16 protein-coding genes are annotated in these 15768 nt (G+C 53.6%); 1 reads left to right on the forward strand and 15 read right to left on the reverse strand.

Translation table 11 applies throughout. The annotated features are described in order from the left end of the window. The 14 genes from AACY82_RS03630 to trmJ form a co-directional block, all read right to left on the reverse strand. Positions 1–963: a RodZ domain-containing protein gene (locus AACY82_RS03630; protein ID WP_339615399.1), complete on the reverse strand. Its 963-nt coding sequence runs from the start codon at positions 961–963 to the stop codon at positions 1–3. Positions 964–977: 14 nt separating this feature from the next. Beyond that, positions 978–1793: a type IV pilus biogenesis/stability protein PilW gene (gene pilW, locus AACY82_RS03635; protein WP_339615400.1), complete on the reverse strand. Its 816-nt coding sequence runs from the start codon at positions 1791–1793 to the stop codon at positions 978–980. Between the two features lie 68 nt (positions 1794–1861). After that, on the reverse strand, positions 1862–3022 hold the full coding sequence (rlmN, locus tag AACY82_RS03640; protein ID WP_339615401.1) for a 23S rRNA (adenine(2503)-C(2))-methyltransferase RlmN: 1161 nt from the start codon (positions 3020–3022) through the stop codon (positions 1862–1864). Between the two features lie 24 nt (positions 3023–3046). After that, on the reverse strand, positions 3047–3466 hold the full coding sequence (gene ndk, locus AACY82_RS03645; protein ID WP_339615402.1) for a nucleoside-diphosphate kinase: 420 nt from the start codon (positions 3464–3466) through the stop codon (positions 3047–3049). Between the two features lie 164 nt (positions 3467–3630). Next, on the reverse strand, positions 3631–4053 hold the full coding sequence (locus tag AACY82_RS03650) for a SufE family protein (protein ID WP_339615403.1): 423 nt from the start codon (positions 4051–4053) through the stop codon (positions 3631–3633). A 42-nt stretch (positions 4054–4095) separates the two neighbouring features. Then, positions 4096–4635 carry a putative Fe-S cluster assembly protein SufT gene (gene sufT / locus AACY82_RS03655; protein ID WP_339615404.1) on the reverse strand — a complete coding sequence of 180 codons (540 nt, stop codon included), beginning with the start codon at positions 4633–4635 and terminating at the stop codon, positions 4096–4098. A gap of 23 nt (positions 4636–4658) precedes the next feature. After that, complete coding sequence (locus AACY82_RS03660) at positions 4659–5021, reverse strand: iron-sulfur cluster assembly accessory protein (protein WP_339615405.1); 363 nt, start codon at positions 5019–5021, stop codon at positions 4659–4661. 25 nt (positions 5022–5046) lie between these two features. Continuing rightward, complete coding sequence (locus tag AACY82_RS03665; RefSeq protein WP_339615406.1) at positions 5047–6270, reverse strand: SufS family cysteine desulfurase; 1224 nt, start codon at positions 6268–6270, stop codon at positions 5047–5049. Then, positions 6257–7579, reverse strand: a complete 1323-nt coding sequence (sufD, locus tag AACY82_RS03670; protein WP_339615407.1) for a Fe-S cluster assembly protein SufD — start codon at positions 7577–7579, stop codon at positions 6257–6259. The genes AACY82_RS03665 and sufD overlap by 14 nt, the downstream gene beginning before the upstream one ends. Continuing rightward, positions 7579–8328 (reverse strand): Fe-S cluster assembly ATPase SufC, encoded by a 750-nt coding sequence (sufC, locus tag AACY82_RS03675; protein WP_339615408.1) that lies wholly within the window; start codon positions 8326–8328, stop codon positions 7579–7581. The genes sufD and sufC overlap by 1 nt, the downstream gene beginning before the upstream one ends. Before the next feature lie 78 nt (positions 8329–8406). Continuing rightward, positions 8407–9843 carry a Fe-S cluster assembly protein SufB gene (gene sufB / locus AACY82_RS03680; protein WP_339615409.1) on the reverse strand — a complete coding sequence of 479 codons (1437 nt, stop codon included), beginning with the start codon at positions 9841–9843 and terminating at the stop codon, positions 8407–8409. A 119-nt stretch (positions 9844–9962) separates the two neighbouring features. Continuing rightward, a complete protein-coding gene (locus AACY82_RS03685) occupies positions 9963–11126 on the reverse strand; it encodes an aminotransferase class V-fold PLP-dependent enzyme (protein ID WP_339615410.1) in 1164 nt (387 codons plus the stop codon). A gap of 27 nt (positions 11127–11153) precedes the next feature. After that, on the reverse strand, positions 11154–11660 hold the full coding sequence (gene iscR, locus AACY82_RS03690) for a Fe-S cluster assembly transcriptional regulator IscR (protein WP_339615411.1): 507 nt from the start codon (positions 11658–11660) through the stop codon (positions 11154–11156). 138 nt (positions 11661–11798) lie between these two features. Next, positions 11799–12587, reverse strand: coding sequence for a tRNA (cytosine(32)/uridine(32)-2'-O)-methyltransferase TrmJ (trmJ, locus tag AACY82_RS03695; protein WP_339615412.1), 789 nt, complete (start codon positions 12585–12587; stop codon positions 11799–11801). Positions 12588–12790: 203 nt separating this feature from the next. Here trmJ and AACY82_RS03700 point away from each other — a divergent pair, with 203 nt between their 5' ends. Beyond that, positions 12791–13594 (forward strand): inositol monophosphatase family protein, encoded by an 804-nt coding sequence (locus tag AACY82_RS03700; RefSeq protein ID WP_339615413.1) that lies wholly within the window; start codon positions 12791–12793, stop codon positions 13592–13594. A gap of 89 nt (positions 13595–13683) precedes the next feature. On the opposite strand, the gene AACY82_RS03705 is transcribed toward AACY82_RS03700, so the two are convergent. After that, entirely contained in the window at positions 13684–15738 is a 2055-nt protein-coding gene (locus AACY82_RS03705) for a PAS domain-containing protein (RefSeq protein ID WP_339615414.1), read from the reverse strand. Positions 15739–15768: the final 30 nt, after the last annotated feature.

Consider the following 15768-nt stretch of genomic DNA (forward strand, 5'->3'; position numbering starts at 1 on the left):
CTAGGCCTCAGTATTAACATCAAACCTAACCACTTTATCGCTGCCGGCAACGTCCGGAACATCGACGTCACTACCATTAAGGGCGATCTCGACGCCATCGGGGTTGCCGAGCTTAACGTTAAATGGCGCCACGCCGTGCAAGGTAATACTGGTGCCCTCGCGTTGCAGGTCGGCCGCCAGCGAATCGCCGTTAGCATCGAGCACCTCCAACCAACACTCATTATCAAAGCTCAACACCAATTCATCTAAAACCGTGCCATCAGCTGAACTGGTGGCGCCAATAGACATATCACTGACAATAGTCGCAGGCTCACTCTGTTGTTCAGTTATGGTATCGGTGGCATCGAGGTCAGGTTTAGCCGAAACCGGCTTAGGCTCTGCAGTTTCCGCCCCTATACTCTCACTTGCCGCATTTGCACCGGCCGCTAGCGCAATCGCCGGTGTGTAATCTGGCTCTGCGGCGGATGGTGCCGGGTTAGTTACCGGCGCCGCCTCAGCGGCATCGCGATTTATAACAGGCTGCGCGGTAGCAGACGCGCTGACAGCACCTTTTTGCGAGTCAACATACCAATATAAAAGCCCCAGCAACAACAGCAGCACCACAACCAAACCCAACCGAGCCGGCCACACAGAGCGGTGATTGGATATTTTTACGTTGAGCGATTCGCTTGGCGTCACAGGCTCTTCGGTGCTCACAAAATCCGTTTCAAACTCACGCACTAACGCTTCGCCGTCAAGCCCTAAGTACTTGCCGTAGCTGCGCAGATAGCCTCGGGTAAAAACCGGTGAGAACAGCTTTTCATATTGATCTGCTTCCAGCGCGATGATTTTATCCAACTGGATATTTAACGCACTGGCGATTTGCTCACGAGACTTTCCCTGCTGCTCGCGAGCTTCGGCCAATTTAGCGCCTGGCCCCGGACCAGGGCCCGCTTGCGTTTCTGGATTTACTTCATCAGACATAAACAACCCGTCGACTATTGCTCTTGCATAATTTTCTTGTACTCAAGGTATTCTTGCGAGTACGGATACTTGTTTTTTAGCATTAAGGCGTAACTCGCCTCGCGGTCTTTGTTACCAAAAATTCGCTCAAGCTTAATGCCCAACAATAATGTTTGGGGAGCCGGGCGTGCTATTTGGCTGTAAGCGTCTAAATAGCGTTTCGCCGAGGCGTAATCGCCCTGTTCAAAATACAGTGTTGCCAGCTCGTACTTCACCGCCGGGATACCGGCATTGATACGGTTAGCTCGCTCAAACGCCGCTTTAGCTTGCTCGGGTTTGTTTAAGGTAAGCGCGGTTCGGCCTAAATTAACCATCACCTCAGCGCGGTTATCGTAATCGAGCTCTTCCGAGGCGATTTCAAATTGTTTGTAGGCCTCGTCATAGCGTTCATGGGCGTACAAAAACGCGCCGTAATTGTTGCGCGCGCGGGTATAGTGACTGTCAATCCGCAAGGTTTTTTTAAAGTACTCTTCGGCGAGTTTCGGCTCACCTTCTAACTGGTAAAGCATCGCCATGGCAAAGGTTGCATCGACCGAATTGGGGTCGAGCTCAAAGGCTCGTCGTAGATGGTGGCGCGCCGACTCACGATTTTTGCCTTCGATATACTTAAGCGCCAACTCAACGTGACTGCTGAGCGCTTTATCTTCATCGACCTGATACTGAGACTCGGGCACGGTACTGACGCAAGCCGCTAACGCCAGCGCGCATGCAAACACACCCAATAAACCAACTAAACGTCGTACTACGGCCTTACAGTGCGTTGTCGTATTGCGTTTTACTGTACTCTGCATTAGAGCGCCTCTTTTAATTATTTACGACCAGCCTACAGCCTTCATCCGTGCCTGCCCATCACTGTCTATTATTGACTGACGAAGGTGATAGGTTCATCTTTGACAAAGTTTGCGCGATACCGCTCAGAGCGTTTGGTAATATCATTCACCGTACCTGCCAGCTGGCCACACGCTGCGTCGATATCATCACCACGTGTGGTTCTTACCGTGGTAATAAAACCTTCTGCAATCAAAATATCCTGAAAACGCCGCAGCGCGTTATTACTAACCCGCTTATAGTTAGACAAATTAAAGGGGTTAAACGGAATCAAATTAATTTTTACCGGCACCTCACGCAGCAGCTCGGCTAATTGGCGCGCATGCTCGGGACGATCATTGACGTGATCGATCAAGGTGTACTCGATGGTGATTTTGCGATGCGTGTCAGGCAACCCCGCAATGTAGCGCTGGGCAGAGTCTAGCAGCATCGCGATGGGGTATTTACGGTTAATCGGCACCAACTCGTTGCGCAGCTCATCGTTCGGCGCATGCAGAGAGATGGCCAAACAGGCATCGGTGTACTCACCAAGACGATCCAGCTGCGGCACCACACCCGAGGTACTCAGGGTCACGCGGCGTTTAGATATACCGTAAGCGTTGTCGTGCATCATCAAGTTCATGGAGTCGACAACATTATCAAAGTTCATGAGCGGCTCGCCCATGCCCATCATCACAACGTTGGTAACCCGGCGCGGACCGCCCGCCACTAACTGGCCAAACGATTTAGCCGCAATCCACACCTGGCCAATGATCTCGGCGGCGGTTAAGTCGCGATTAAAACCCTGTTTGCCGGTCGCACAAAAGCTGCAATCGAGTGAGCAGCCCACCTGCGAAGAGACACACAAAGTGCCCCGCTCACCCTCGGGAATAAATACAGTTTCAACCACACTGCCGCCGGAAACCCGAATTAAAAACTTGCGGGTGCCATCCGTCGAGTCGAGCTGCTCTAGCACCTCGGGCGCAACTATCTCACAACGCTGCTTCAGCTTCTCACGCAGAGGTTTGCTGATGTTGGTCATTTCGTCAAAATCGTCAACACCGAGCTGGTGAATCCATTTAAGCACCTGGGCGGCACGAAAGCGCTTCTCACCCATGGACTCAAAAAAAGCCACCAGCTTAGACTCGGGCAACCCCAAAAGGTTGACCTTGCCGGCCTCTAGGCCACTCGTCTCTACGTTTGATACTGCCATAACCTTACCTGCGCTTAATCAGCGCTAATGAACTTCCTCAGCGGAAAAAAAGTACGCGACTTCGCGCTTGGCGGCTTCGGGTGAGTCAGAGCCGTGTACCGCATTAGCGCTTACTGCGGTGGCAAAATCTGCACGGATAGTACCAGGGGCGGCGTCATCCGGGTTGGTTGCACCCATCAGCTCGCGGTTAAGGGCAATAGCGTTTTCACCCTCCAAAACCTGTACACAGACCGGACCAGACACCATAAATTCCACCAATGAGGCAAAGAACGGTCGCTCTTTATGCTCGGCGTAGAAGCCCTCGGCTTGTTTTTGCGTCAGCTGAATCATTTTCAGCGCCGCGATTTTCAGCCCAGCGTCTTCAAACCGCGCGATAATCGCGCCAATGTGATTGTCACCCACCGCATCGGGCTTAATAATGGACAGTGTCCGCTCTACAGCCATGTGTTACTCCGTTATTTCTATTCACGGGGCAAATGCGCCCCTCCAATACCCAAAACCCGCGAATTATACGCGGGTTTTGGGTCATTTTATATCAATAACTATACCGCTTTCAGGGCTTTGGTCGCTATTTTGACACCTGTTTAGCACTCTGGGCGCCGGTTCTGTTAACGGGCCTCTTGTGCGATACGCTGAATTCGCTGCACCATCGACTTTAAGCCATTGCCCCGGGTAGCACTCAGGTGGTTTAACAGGTTCAAATCGTCAAAATAGGCGGCTATGTCAAACGCCTCAATCTCAGCGGGGGTCTTACCATTGTAGGCGGCCAACACCACGGCCAATAACCCCTTAACAATAAACGCATCGCTATCGGCGGCAAAATAGAGCGTATCTCCGCGTTGCTCACTGACTAACCATACCTGGCTCTGGCAACCGCGCACCAAGTATTGCTCGATCTTATAGCTGTCATCCAGCGGCGGCAGCTCTTTACCAAGATCGATAATATATTTGTAGCGGTCTTCCCAGCCGTCAAAGAACCCGAGGGTATCAATAATGTCGGCGCTGGTTATTTCTGTACCAAATTCACTCATCTGCTTACCTAGCCTACCTTCACACGCCCACTGGCGGCGGCCTCAAAAAAACATTCCGGTTTCTAACTGCGCTTCTTCGCTCATCATGTCACGGCTCCAGGGTGGGTCAAACACCAGATCGACCTCCACCTCTTGGACATTGGGCACTTTACCAACCCGGTACTCAACATCGCCTACCAATACGGGCCCCATGCCACATCCGGGCGCGGTCAAGGTCATCGTGATACCCACATGGTTGCGAGCCTGATCGATATCCAGCGCGTATATCAGCCCCAAATTGACCAAATCGACCGGAATTTCAGGGTCAAAAACGGTTTTTAACGCCTCCCACACCTGCTCTGCGCTGATTTGACCGTCACCGGCATCGGTAAAGTGTAGCGCCTCGGATTCTTTACCCAGTGCCGCCGCGTCCGTACCATCAACGCGCACCATCTGACCGTGATAGCTCAGGGTATAATTTCCCCCAAGCGCCTGGGTAATCGTCACAAAAGTATCTTTGGGGATGGTCACGGGTGTGCCGTCGGGCACACGACGAGCCGGGCAATCAGCCTGCATCACCACCATTTCACGCTCTGTTGCCATATTAAACGCTCGTGTGTGCGGGCTTAGCCCACGTTGAAGCTCTCACCGCAGCCGCAGTAATCTTTGGCATTGGGGTTTAAAAATGACAACTGGCGATTGACGCCCTCGGTCACATAATCAATTTTTGTCCCGCGAATAACGCTCGCGCTTGCCTCGGCAACATACAAAGTAACGCCATCTTGCAGGGTAAATTCACGGTCGCCCTCGCTGGGTGCTGCGACCAAATCCAACACATACATAAACCCTGTGCAGCCACTCTCTTTTACTGACAAGCGCACTGCATTGGCCGCACTATCAGCGGACAATTGTTGGCTAAAATGCTGGATCGCTGCGGGCGTTACATCAATTAACGCCGCTTGATCGGGATTAAACTGTTCAACGCTCATGCAAACCTCCTAAGTCTCTCGACGCTTACGCCAGAAACATTTTGGCTTTGGTCAGTGCGGCAATAAGTTTGGCAACATCATCTTCGTTGTTGTACAAACTAAAACTGGCCCGCACTGTGCCGGGTATTCCAAACTGATCCATAATCGGCTGCGCGCAGTGGTTACCAGTGCGCACCGCGACACCTTGTTGATCGAGTATCATGCCAACGTCTTGCGGGTGTGCAAAATCACAGGTAAAACTCATCACCGCGACTTTGTTGGCCGAGGTACCCACCAAGGGATAACCGCCTAGCGCCTGCAATTGTTGCTCAGCACTTTTTAGCAATTGCTGCTCGTGGGCATCGGCCTGCGCCCGATCAAACGACTGCAAAAAATCTACCGCTGCGGCCAACCCTATAGCGCCCGCGATATTCGGCGTCCCAGCCTCAAATTTGTATGGCAGCTGGTTATATACCGTGCCGGCAAAGCTGACTGACTCGATCATCTCGCCACCGCCTTGATACGGCGGCATCGCCTCTAGCAGCTCGCGTTTGCCATAAAGTGCACCAATGCCGGTAGGGCCAAACATTTTGTGGCCCGAAAACACCAAAAAGTCGCAGTCGAGCGCTTGCACATCAATCGGCCAATGGGCGATGGACTGTGCCGCATCAATCAGGGCACAGGCACCCACACTGTGAGCCAACGCAACAATATCAGCCACTGGGTTAACACTGCCCAGTGCGTTAGAGACATGCCCTATCGCCACCATTTTTACACGCGTATCTAACTGCGCGGTAAAGGCGGCTATGTCGATAGTGCCATCGGCACTTACCGCGATTGGTTCGACCGTCGCACCGGTGGCCTCTGCCACCATTTGCCAGGGCACAATATTAGAGTGATGCTCCATGGCGGAGACTAAAACACGATCACCCGGCTTTAAATGTGCGCGCCCCCAGCTGGCGGCCACAACATTGATACCCTCGGTGGTGCCGCGAGTCCAAAGCAGCTGCTCTTTTGCCGGCGCGTTAATAAACTGCGCCACTTGAGCTCGAGCCCCTTCAAACTTTTCGGTCGCGCGATCACTTAACGCGTGTGCGCCACGATGCACATTGCTGTTGTCATAGCGGTAATAATTGGCAATGGCAGCAATCACCGACTCAGGCTTTTGCGTGGTCGCAGCGTTATCCAGGTACACCAACGGATGACCATTGACCTCTTGCTGCAAAATTGGAAACTGCGCTCTAACGCTTGCAACATCAAACTGAGTCAAGGTCGTCTCCATCCAACAACAGCAAATCGGTATCGCGACCAAACTGATCGGCAAGTACCGGCAACAAATACTCCAGTACCGAGCTGTTTGCGATTTGCTGAATCAGCTCGTTAATAAAGCCAAAGCTTAGCATCACTCGCGCTTGCTCTTTGGCGACACCACGGGTCTGCAAGTAGTAGAGCGCCGCGTCGTTAATTTGGCTTACTGTCGCGCCGTGAGCACAGCGCACATCGTCGGCGTAAATCTCAAGCTCAGGTTTGGTGTCCACCTCGGCTTTATTGGAGGTCAGCAAGTTTTTATTGCTCAGCTCGGCCAAAGTTTTCTGTGCGTCTTTATGAATGTGAATACGGCCGTTAAACACCGCGCGCGCGCGATCGCCAATAATCCCGCGAAACACCTCATTCGTGGTGCAGTGCGGCACACAGTGCTGCACATTGGTGTGGTAATCCACCAGCTGTTTGTTGCGCGGCAAGTACACACCGTTAAGCTCAACATGGGCACCGCTACCGCAATGCAGCAAGCCATAATCGATACGCATCAACTCAGCGCCTTTGGCGATGGCAAAGCCGTCAAAGTTAGCGTCGCGATTCAGCTCGACAAAGACGCCACCAACGTGATGAATCGCCTCCCCTTCAAGGTTTAAGCGATAGTGCTTAAAGCGCGCGTTATCGCCAATCACCACCTCAGTTTGTGCATTCACAAAGCCCGTTGTGTCATCGCTTGCAGTCGCGTAATGCTCGATAACTTCAGCCTCAGCGCCGCGCTCTAGCACGACCAGCAAGCGCGTATTGACCAGCGGTGTAGCGCCATCAGTGATGCGATTGATAATGTAAAAAGGCTTGTCGAGCTTCGTGTCGGCGGCCACATGCAACAACACACCTTTCGCCAACAGCGCCTCGCTCATAGCGGCAAACAAATGTTGTTCGCTATCGGCCAGACGCCCTAAATGCGCTTTGATAAGTTCGGCTTGCGCGGCGTTGGCATCGGCAAACAGGGTCGCCGCTTCGGGCAGCGGATCGCTCGCCTTAGCATCCAGCACACCATCGACAAACACTAAGCGGTAAGCCTCCGCCGTGAGTCCCGAAAACGCATCGGCACCTTCGCTTTCATTCGCTGCCGCAAAAGATTTCTTACCCAGGGCGGCAAGCGAGGTGTACTTCCAGTTCTCGGTGCGGCGCGTGGGCCAACTGGCTGCCTGAAACCGATCGGCGCCTTGTTGGCGCACATTAGTCAGCCATGCGGGGACCGACGGGTCTTCGGCGAGCAGCGCTTGCGCCTGCGACAAAGCCTGCTGCTGAAAATCGTTCATTACACCTCCCCACTTTCGAGCCAACCGTAACCTTTGGCTTCAAGCTCTTTCGCCAGAGATTTATCACCGGATTTAACAATTTTGCCATCGGATAAAACGTGGACGTAATCGGGCACAATATAATCGAGCAACCGCTGGTAGTGAGTAACCACAATAAAGCTGCGATCTTTACTGCGCATTGCGTTAACGCCCTCGGCTACGGTTTGTAAGGCATCGATGTCAAGCCCCGAGTCCGTCTCATCCAAAATACAAAGGCTCGGCTCCAGCAGCATCATTTGCAGAATCTCGTTACGCTTTTTTTCGCCACCCGAAAAGCCCTCGTTAACACCGCGCTTTAAAAAGGCCTGATCCAGCTTTACTTTTTGGCTGGTGGCACGCGCTAGCTTCATAAATTCGACTGACGACAGCTCTGGCAAACCGCGGTGTTTACGAACCGCGTCGACTGAGACCTTAAGAAACTCCATATTGCTCACACCGGGTATTTCCACCGGATACTGGAACGCCAAAAACAGGCCTTCGCGAGCGCGCTCTTCGACTTCAAAGTCAAACAAGTTTTTGCCATTAAACTCAACGGTTCCGCTGTTCACCTCGTAACCGGCGCGGCCCGACAAAACATTACCCAAGGTGCTTTTGCCGGCACCGTTGGGGCCCATAATAGCGTGCACCTCACCGGGTTTAACCTCAAGACTCAAGCCCTTCAGAATTTCTTTGTCTTCTACACTGGCGCGAAGGTTGTCTATGCGTAACATATGTTTTTTACTCTCAAACGTTTAATTTTGTGACCGTGGTAAACCGTGCGCAGCAAAAACTGCACCTAACCATTAGGCTTAACCAACGGAGCCCTCTAGGCTAACCTCGAGCAACTTGCCCGCCTCTACGGCAAATTCCATGGGCAACTCTTTAAATACTTCGCGGCAAAAACCATTCACAATCATCGATACCGCTTTCTCTGGATCGAGACCGCGCTGGGCGCACAAAAACATTTGATCGTCACTGACCTTCGAGGTGGTCGCTTCGTGCTCAATAACAGCACTGGGGTTTTTACTCTCGATGTACGGAAAAGTGTGCGCGCCGCAGCGATCGCCAATTAACAATGAATCACACTGGGTAAAGTTGCGCGCGCCATCGGCACCGGGATTCATACGCACCAAGCCGCGATAACTACTATCGCTGCGACCAGCCGAGATCCCTTTGGCAATAATCGTAGAGCGGGTGTTTTTGCCGATATGAATCATCTTAGTGCCGGTGTCAGCTTGCTGCAGATTATTGGTCAGCGCCACCGAGTAAAATTCGCCCACGCTGTTATCGCCACGCAACACACAGCTGGGGTACTTCCAAGTTACAGCCGAGCCGGTCTCGACCTGCGTCCAGCTAATTTTAGCGCTCTCGTGGCACACCCCGCGCTTAGTTACAAAGTTGTAAATGCCACCTTTGCCTTCGGCGTCACCGGGATACCAATTTTGTACGGTCGAGTACTTAATCTCGGCGTGATCACAGGCAACCAGTTCAACCACAGCCGCGTGCAATTGGTTTTCATCGCGCATCGGAGCGGTACAGCCTTCAAGGTAGCTTACGTGCGAGCCCTCTTCGGCCACAATAAGGGTGCGCTCAAACTGACCGGTGTTTTGCTCGTTAATCCGAAAATAAGTTGAAAGTTCCATGGGGCAGCGAACCCCTTTAGGAATAAACACAAACGAACCATCGGAAAAAACCGCCGAGTTTAGTGCGGCAAAATAGTTGTCTTTTTGCGGCACCACCGAGCCTAAATATTTTTTCACCAAGTCGGGGTATTTCTCAAGCGCCTCGCTAATGCTGCAAAAAATTACCCCGGCCTCAGAGAGCTTTTCACGAAAGGTGGTAACTACGCTGACGGAATCAAACACGACATCCATGGCGACGCCGGCGAGCATTTCTTGCTCGTGCAGAGGAATACCTAATTTCTCGTAGGTCGCCAGTAACTCGGGGTCGACCTCATCCAGACTTTGCGGGCGATCCTCCATACTTTTAGGCGCGCTGTAGTAGGAAATTGACTGAAAGTCTATCGGTGGGTACTTCACCTTGGCCCAATCGGGCTCGTCCATTTCTTGCCACGCGCGAAACGCCTGCAAACGCCACTCGAGCATCCACTCGGGCTCGTCCTTTTTGGCCGAAATAAAACGCACCACATCTTCGTTTAGACCTGGCGGTAAAGTTTCCGATTCAATCGCGGTGTGAAACCCCGCGGCATACTCTTTCCTGATTAGGTGTTCTACCTGTTCAGACATTTCTCACCTCTTTCTCCGTGGTAACGGAGTGTCGGGCATCACCCGAATTGACTAATCACATGTCGCCCAAGGCAACATTCGATGCGGCCTAAGGCCATCTTTTTTTGCTCGCGCTTACTCTATCCGGCTTTTGCTGTGAGCTTACCCACCACCGCGTTAATGTGGCCGATGGCGCGCTCGACCTCATCGGCCGTGGTATAACGCCCCAGAGAAATACGCAGCGACGCCAGCGCTTCGGCATCGCTTAAACCAATGGCTTTTAACACGTAACTCGGCGACATGCTGGCCGACGTGCAAGCGGAGCCTGTAGCCACTGCCAGCTCGCGCAACGACAATAGCAACAGCTCGCCATCGACCTCGCCAAAGCTCACATTTAAATGGCCGCAGGCACGCTCGGTGGCGTGCCCATTAAGGCGCACCCCCGGCAAGCTCTCAATGCCACGCCAAAGCCGGTCGCGCAACGCCGCCACTCGGTTAGGCGCACTATCAAGCTCGTTACGTGCCAGCTCGGCCGCCACACCAAACCCCACACACTGATGGGTAGCCAGCGTGCCGGAGCGCATACCGCGCTCGTGTCCGCCGCCATGTATTTGCGCGGCAACTTTGACATCGCCGCTGCGACGCACGTAAAGCGCACCGACCCCTTTGGGGCCATAGATTTTGTGGGCCGACATAGAGAGCAAATCGACGCCCAGATCGGTGACATTGACCGGCAATTTGCCCACGGCCTGAGCGGCATCTACATGCAGCAAGCACCCATGGGCGCGACACACCGCGGCAATCTCGGCAATCGGGTTGATGGTGCCAAGCTCGTTATTCACCAGCATGACACTCACCAACCGCGTATTTTCCTGCAACGCATCGCGCACCGACGCGGCACTAATTTGGCCGGTGTTATCCGGGGCAATTAAACTCAGCCCATGGCCTTGCTCCGCCAACCACTGTGCGGGATCAAGCACAGCTTTATGCTCGATCGCACTAACCAACAAATGGCCTACACCGTCAGCGGCAATATTCGCCGATTCGAACACGCCTTTTAACGCCAGGTTATTCGACTCGGTGGCACCACTGGTCCAAACGATCTCGCGCGGGTCGGCGCCAATCAAATTGGCCACCTGCCCGCGGGCGGTCTCTACCGCCTCTTCCGCCTGCCAACCATAGCGGTGCGAACGCGACGCCGGATTGGCAAAAGTACCATCGAGTGTTAAGCAGCTTGCCATGGCCTCGGCCACCTCGGGCGCCACCGGCGTGGTCGCTGCGTAATCCAGATAAATGGGTGTCATGTTGCTCGTTTTAACCCCAAGCGCCGCTTAGTGGCGGTCACTACAAACGATATTTTCAGAGAGCAGCTCAGCCGCCGCGCGATTGGCTTCGGCGGCGTGGCGCTCATCCTGACGCTTACAGACCGATTGAATATCCCGCCGGGCCAACAAATCGGCCAGCGTGATACCGCTTAAAAACTGATGTATTTGCCCGCTAAGGTCTTGCCAAAGGTGATGCGTAATGCAAATTTCACCATCCTGGCAGTCGCCCTTTCCCTGACAGCGAGTAGCGTCCAGTGATTCGCTTACCGCATCGACCACCTGCACTACCGACACCTCGCCGGCACTCACGGCCAAGCAGTATCCGCCGCCGGGGCCGCGCACACTGTTAACCAGCGACTCGCGCCGCAGCTTGGCAAACAGCTGCTCAAGGTAAGAGAGTGAAATCCCCTGGCGCTCGGATATATCCGCCAAGCTCACGGGCCCTTTGTCGCAGTGAAGCGCCAAATCGAGCATCGCGGTTACGGCGTATCGGCCTTTGGTGGTCAGTCTCATGGCGTTAGCGTGTCTGTAAAGGTGTATCAGGTTCGAGCGGGCACATTAATCGGCCCGCCCATAAAGTCCGACCATTTTACTCAACTATTCGCAATATTCCAAGCCAGCAACCGCCCCACAGGCCCGTCTCCCCCCAATTTAGGTGTCGCTATCGTCCGCTGACGCCTCCGATAGCGCCTTTTGCGTGCGCTGAATATAATTTTGTGTGTTGGTCAGCACGCCGCGCAAAATGCTCAACTCCATCTCGTCCATCCGGATACGCCCGTACAGCCGACGCAAGCGCGTCATCGTCTGGCGCGGATTATCTGGCTCTAAAAAGCCTAGCTCTGTCAGCGTTTGCTGCAAGTGATCGTAGTAACGCTCAAGCGCTTCAACCTTCGCCGGGGGGACATCCCAGTCATCAAAGGTGGGCGCCTTACCGTCCTGCCAGGTAAGGTGCGCCATACGCAACTCGTAAGCGATGACCTGTACTGCACAGGCCAAATTGAGCGAACTGTAGTCGCTATTGGCGGGAATATGCACATGGTAGTGACATTTGTGCAACTCTTCGTTAGTCAGGCCGCGGTCTTCTCGACCAAACAGCACCGCCACCTCGTGCTCACCGGCCTCGGCGATGGCTTTGGTGCCGCACTCGCGGGGATTCACCAGCGGCCAGGGTATGCGCCGCTCGCGCGCACTGGTACCTACCACCAAACCGCAATCGGCAATCGCCTCGTCCAGCGTTTCAACAACAACGGCGTCATCCAGAATATCCAGCGCACCTGCGGCGCGCCATACAGCCTTCTCGGCCGGGAAATCTTTAGGCGCCACCAAATAGAGTTTACTGAGCCCCATATTTTTCATGGCGCGCGCGGCGCCACCAATGTTGCCCGGATGGGAGGTGTTTACCAGCACAATACGCAGGTTATCTAAACGGTTTTCACTCATGAGCGCACCCTTGGATAAGATTGCCCATGAACTGGGCGGAGTCTAAAAGCGCGGCATTCTAACAAAATCAACCGCAAAGGAGTACATTTGCCACTAATTGTGCTGGTTTAGGTGCTAACGCGTTGTTATAATCGCCGCCTCTGGCCGCTGCCCTCGCAGTGACGCCCCGTTCTTTACTGACTCTGACTTGTTGATGGTGCCCCATGGAACCCATGCTGAATATTGCTTTGCGCGCGGCGCGCAAAGCCGGCGAACTAATTGAGCGCGCAGCCGAGCGCGTTGACCTCGTGTCTATCGAGGAAAAAGGTCGCAATGACTTTGTCACCGAGGTGGATAAAGCCGCTGAGAAAGAAATCATTTACCACCTGAAAAAAGCCTACCCCGACCACAGCATCATCGGCGAAGAAGGCGGCTCGCAACCGGGCAGCAACACCGATGTCGAGTGGATCATTGACCCGCTGGACGGCACCACCAACTTTATTCACGGCATCCCACAATACTCAGTCTCGATTGCCTGCCGCATTAAGGGCCAAATAGAGCACGCCGTGGTCTACGACCCCATCAAGCGCGAAGAATTTACCGCCAGTCGCGGTCGCGGTGCCGCCCTCAACGGCCGTCGCATCCGCGTCAGCAGTCGTCGCGGCTTAGCCGGTGCCCTGATCGGTACGGGCATTCCGTTTAGCGGTTACGCCCTCGAGAACATTTCACCTTATTTGGCAGCACTGCAAGAAATCGCCGGGCAAACCGCCGGCATCCGTCGCCCGGGCTCTGCCGCACTCGATTTAGCCTATGTTGCCGCGGGTCGCTTTGATGCCTTTTGGGAGATGAATCTAAAGAGCTGGGATATCGCTGCGGGGATTTTGCTGGTAAAAGAAGCCGGCGGCCTAGTGAGCGATTTTAACGGCGGGCACACCTACATGGACAGTGGCAATGTTGTTTGCGGCGGACCAAAGGTATTTAAGCCGGTGTTACAAATCGTTAAAAAACACATGGAGCACGTTCACTAATCGCCCCGCGATAACACTGAGCCCGACAACACCGAGCCCGACCAAGGCGGACGAGATTTCTCGGCCGCCTTGTTAATTCCAAGGGCGCACTAACCGCCATCCTGCGCCGTAAAATCCAACACTTTAGCCTCTGCCTCGCCAGCCAACTGGTTCAGCACCCGCACCAGATGGTTAATCTGCAAGGGCTTAGTCAGATACTCGTAAAACCCAGCATCGCGACCTTTTTGCACATCGATCGACATAACATTAGCGGACAAACCAATGACCGGAATCGAGGCCGTAGCCGGGTCTTTCTGTAATACGCTCAGCACCTCATAGCCATCCAACCCTGGCAAATTTATATCCAGCACAATCACATCGGGCTTACTGCTGCGTGCCCGAAAAATTCCCAGATAAGGCTCCTCGGCAACCTCCAGTGAATAATGGGCGTAGCGATTAAAAAACTGTTGCATTAAACGGATATTGGTGGCGTTATCTTCGATGTAAAGCACCCGGCAATCGCGCTCGCAAATTAATACTTCGGCGGGCTCCATGTCGAGCTCGGGAGTATTAGGGGGACGCTCACTGACCGCCTCACCGCAGCGTTTTAAATCGAGCCAAAAACAAGTGCCTTGGTCGAGCTCACTGGTAAAATCGATGCGCCCGTCCATCATCTCAACCAACTGCTTAGTAATCACCAAGCCAACCCCAGAGCCTTCGATTTTACTCATCTCGGCGTGCAGACGATTAAACGGCTGAAACACTTCTGCGTGACGATGAGCGGCGATACCCGTGCCCGTATCACGCACACTAATACGCAAAAACTGATCGGCCAACATCGATAAGGTGACGGCAACCTCGCCCCCAACCCGATTGTACTTAATCGAATTACTCAAAAGGTTAAGCAGCGCCTGTTTAAGGCGCACCGGGTCGGCGGTGACACAGGCGCCTTCTAAACCCTGATAATTTGCATGCAAATAAATACCACGGGCATCGGCCTGCGGCTGTACCAAGGTAAAGCAATCAGCCAGTAACCGCGCTACCAACACCGGCTGCAAACGAGATTCCATATTGCCCGATTCAATTTTCGCCAAATCGAGCACGTCGTTAATAAGACGCAACAAGTGCTCGCCGGCCGAGCGAATCTCGCGCAGGTTACCCTTTTGTACACTCTGCAGGTTATCGTCGTATTCAAACAGCTGGGCGTAGCCTAAAATTGCGTTAAGCGGTGTACGCAGCTCGTGACTCATACTGGATAAGAATTCGCTTTTAGCCCGATTGGCTTTTTCGGCGGCATCTTTCGCCTGCACCACGCGCTCTTCGGCACGCTTGATATCGGTAATATCCATATTGGTACCCGACATGCGAGTCGGTTGACCACGATCATCAAAACTCGCCCGCCCTCGGGCGCGAATCCAACGGATATCCCCTTGCTTAGTATGCACCCGGTACTCGATATCAAAAGCGCCCTGACCGGACATATGCTTACGCAAAGTGCGATCAAACTTAAGCAAATCATCTTTGTGAATATGGTTGCGCCACTCTCGCAGGCGATCCTGACCCGTGGTGAGCATATCGTCGTTTTCGTTGTAGCCTAAGTGCTCCCAACAGCGGCTGGAAAAGTGAAAGCCATTGCTCTCGGCGTACCACTCCCAAATACCATCTTTCGAGGCTTGAATAATGCGAACCTGACGAGCCTCACTTTCGCGCAGCGCCGCCTCTACATTTTTTAGCTCAGTAACATCAAAGTTAATGCCGGAAATATAACGAGCGCGCCCTTGCTCATCGCGGATCGAATCGGCCCGCACTTGCGTCCAAAGGTAATCACCCGCCTTAGTGCGAATGCGGTAGCAAGCGTGTAGCGGCTCAGACGAGCGCAGGTGTTCGCGCACCGCCTCAAACATAATGTCCCGGTCGTCGGGATGAATGTAATTGGGTAATTGTGCGGCGTCATAAAACTCTTCACGATCGAGATCGGTATAGCCAAGCTGCTCCCAAAAGGCGCCCGACCAGTCGATAAAACTGGTTTCAAGATCCCACTCCCAGAAGCCATAGCCGCTGCCACAGAAGATGCGTCGGTAGCGTTGGACGATTTTACGCAGTTGACTGGGCGACAAATCGTCCAACTCCTGAGTAATACTGATGCTTGGCTCTTTAATGCTCATGGCGCTCTCATATGGAGATACGTTGGGGTA

The organism is uncultured Gilvimarinus sp., from assembly GCF_963972205.1.
Taxonomy (GTDB): Bacteria; Pseudomonadota; Gammaproteobacteria; order Pseudomonadales; family Cellvibrionaceae; genus Gilvimarinus; species Gilvimarinus japonicus.

Coding starts and splice junctions, on each gene's coding strand:
- AACY82_RS03705 (WP_339615414.1), bottom strand. CDS start 15,738: ATGAGCATTAAAGAGCCAAGCATCAGTATTACTCAGGAGTTGGACGAT.
- AACY82_RS03630 (WP_339615399.1), bottom strand. CDS start 963: ATGTCTGATGAAGTAAATCCAGAAACGCAAGCGGGCCCTGGTCCGGGG.
- AACY82_RS03700 (WP_339615413.1), top strand. CDS start 12,791: ATGGAACCCATGCTGAATATTGCTTTGCGCGCGGCGCGCAAAGCCGGC.
- sufB (WP_339615409.1), bottom strand. CDS start 9,843: ATGTCTGAACAGGTAGAACACCTAATCAGGAAAGAGTATGCCGCGGGG.
- pilW (WP_339615400.1), bottom strand. CDS start 1,793: ATGCAGAGTACAGTAAAACGCAATACGACAACGCACTGTAAGGCCGTA.
- iscR (WP_339615411.1), bottom strand. CDS start 11,660: ATGAGACTGACCACCAAAGGCCGATACGCCGTAACCGCGATGCTCGAT.
- sufD (WP_339615407.1), bottom strand. CDS start 7,579: ATGAACGATTTTCAGCAGCAGGCTTTGTCGCAGGCGCAAGCGCTGCTC.
- AACY82_RS03685 (WP_339615410.1), bottom strand. CDS start 11,126: ATGACACCCATTTATCTGGATTACGCAGCGACCACGCCGGTGGCGCCC.
- rlmN (WP_339615401.1), bottom strand. CDS start 3,022: ATGGCAGTATCAAACGTAGAGACGAGTGGCCTAGAGGCCGGCAAGGTC.
- sufC (WP_339615408.1), bottom strand. CDS start 8,328: ATGTTACGCATAGACAACCTTCGCGCCAGTGTAGAAGACAAAGAAATT.
- sufT (WP_339615404.1), bottom strand. CDS start 4,635: ATGGCAACAGAGCGTGAAATGGTGGTGATGCAGGCTGATTGCCCGGCT.
- trmJ (WP_339615412.1), bottom strand. CDS start 12,587: ATGAGTGAAAACCGTTTAGATAACCTGCGTATTGTGCTGGTAAACACC.
- AACY82_RS03660 (WP_339615405.1), bottom strand. CDS start 5,021: ATGAGCGTTGAACAGTTTAATCCCGATCAAGCGGCGTTAATTGATGTA.
- ndk (WP_339615402.1), bottom strand. CDS start 3,466: ATGGCTGTAGAGCGGACACTGTCCATTATTAAGCCCGATGCGGTGGGT.
- AACY82_RS03650 (WP_339615403.1), bottom strand. CDS start 4,053: ATGAGTGAATTTGGTACAGAAATAACCAGCGCCGACATTATTGATACC.